This window comes from Streptomyces sp. SID11385, assembly GCF_010548245.1.
Lineage (GTDB): Bacteria > Actinomycetota > Actinomycetes > Streptomycetales > Streptomycetaceae > Streptomyces.
Genome location: NZ_JAAGLR010001157.1, coordinates 1 through 2,266, shown reverse-complemented (window position 1 = coordinate 2,266; position 2,266 = coordinate 1). Strand labels below are relative to the sequence as shown.

The following is a 2,266-nucleotide window of genomic DNA, read 5'->3' as shown; positions in this document are numbered from 1 at the left end:
GGCGGGCTCCGTGCCGTCCGCGGCCCGCGTCTCCGTTCCCCGGGCCGCCGCGACGCTCGCCTCGGCCGCCTCGATGAGCGGGTCCGTGCCGGGGGCGGCGGCGGGGGTGACGCGGCCTTCCGCGACGGGGGGCTTCGCCTCCGTACCGGCGGCGGGGTCGTCAAGACCCGTACCGGCCGCAGGCGTCTCCTGGCCCGCGCCCACGGCGTCCGTGGTCGTGCCGCTCGCGACCTCCCTGCCCGGGAGTTCGTTGGAGTTGGCCTCGGCCTCGGAGCCGGGGAGGGCGACCGCGGGGGCCGCGCCCGGGAGGTGGCCGCCCGCGTGCGGGGTGACGACCCCGGCGGCCGGGGTCGCGAGTATCGGCGGGGGCAGCACCACGACGGCCGCGATGCCGCCCTGCTTCTGCTCGCGCAGCCGGACCCTGATGCCGTGCCGCGCGGCGAGGCGCGCGACGACGTAGAGGCCGAGCCCGAGCCCTTCCTGCCCTTCCGCGAGGGTGTCGCCCGGCTGGAAGGAGGTGAGGAGTTCGTTGACCTCGTCGAGGCGCTCGGCGGACATGCCGATGCCCTCGTCCTGCACCGAGAGCATCACCTCGCCGTTCTCCAGGAGCCACGCCGAGACCTCGACCTGCGCGTCGGGCGGCGAGAACGACGAGGCGTTCTCCAGGAGTTCGGCGACGAGGTGGCTCAGGTCGTCGGCGCAGAAGCCCGCGATGTGCGCGTGCGGGGGCAGGGCCGCGATGCGGACCCGCTCGTACCGCTCGATCTCGCTGACCGCCGCGCGCAGCACGTCCACGAGCGGGACCGGGTTCGGGTTCTGCACGCCGTGCTCGGCGCCCGCGAGGACGAGCAGGTTCTCGCTGTGGCGGCGCATGACGGTCGCGAGGTGGTCGAGCTTGAAGAGGGTCGCGAGGCGGTCGGGGTCCTGCTCGCGCTCCTCCAGGTTCTCGATGACGCCGAGCTGGCGCTCGACGAGGCCGAGCGTGCGCAGCGCCAGGTTGACGAAGGTCCCGTTGATCGAGCCCTTCGCCTGGTCCAGTTGCTCCTGGACGCCGGCCAGCTCGGCGCGCAGCCGGTCGCGGTCGGCGGCGACGGACTGCCGCTGACCGACCAGGTGCTTGCGGTCGCCCTCCAGCGTCCCGATCCGCTCGTGGAGCGAACAGGCGTGCGCGTGCAGGAGGTTGACGGAGTGCACGACCTGAGCGAACTCGTCGTTGCGGCCCGTGAAGCGCACCGGCTCCTCGGCCGCGGGGTCCTCCGCGTCCGCGAGGCGCTTCGTGCCGAGGCGCAGCGCGGCGAGCGGGCGGGTCAGGGAGCGCGCGGTGGCCATGCCCACGCCCGCCGCGGCGAGCAGCAGGACGCCGACGAGCACGATGCGCAGCTCCAGGGACCGCACCTCGTCGTCGCGCAGCGCCTCGGTGCGGTGCGAGCGGTCCACGGCGAGCGCCGCGTCCGCCGAGCGCATCAGCTCGATGCGGGCGCCGAGCGCGGCGGAGACCTTGGACGTCTTGAGCGTCAAGTCGTCGTCGGCGAGCTTCGGTTCGTCGGTGAGACGGGCGAGGTACTTCTCGGCGTCGTTGACGTCGGCGCCGGTGACGGTCGTGGTGTACGCGGAGAGGTCGGCCTCGCGCGCGGTGGCGAGGAAGGTGGCGAGCGCGGCCTCGGAGCGGATCTGCGCCTCGTGGGCCGCGCGGCTGAGCGCGTCGCGCTGCCGGTCGCCGGCGGGGTCGGAGACCGGGACGGTGGTGGCGATGCCCGTCAGGGGGTCGACGCGGGTCTCGGTGCCGGTGGGGCGGGGCACGGCGAGCGCCGCGAGGAGCAGCCCCCGTACGGCGCCCGCCTCGGTCACGGCGGTGTCCAGGTCGACGAGCGCGTGCGGGGCCTTCGCGGCGTCCTTGGGGAGCGCGTCGGCGAGCAGGGCGACGCGGGCGTGGAGCTGGTCGATGATCCGGCTGTACGAGGTGTGCGCGGCCAGTGCCGTGCCCTTGCCGGTGAGCGCCTGGCGCCGGACGCCGCTGATCGCGTCGAGCTGGTCGCGCAGCCCCTTAGGGATGTCGGCGGCCTCCAGCTCCTGCACCCCCCGGTCGACGCGGGCGCTGCGCTGTTCACTGAGCCCGTCGCCGTGCGGGCGGCCGGCGGCGATGTACGCGCTGACCTCGTCGCGCTCGTCGGCGAGGGCCTGGGCGAGCGCGGTGGACTGCTGCGCGACGCTCGCGTCGTCCACGAGCCGCTGCGCCTCGTGCACCCGGTCGGTGGCGTCGGCGAGG

Annotated in this window: 1 protein-coding gene; it reads right to left on the bottom strand. The window is 75.3% G+C overall.

The genetic code is table 11. The annotated features are described in order from the left end of the window. Nucleotides 1-2,266: sensor histidine kinase (locus tag G3I42_RS35210; RefSeq protein ID WP_164291720.1), on the bottom strand; the 2,266-nt coding region annotated here is incomplete at both ends.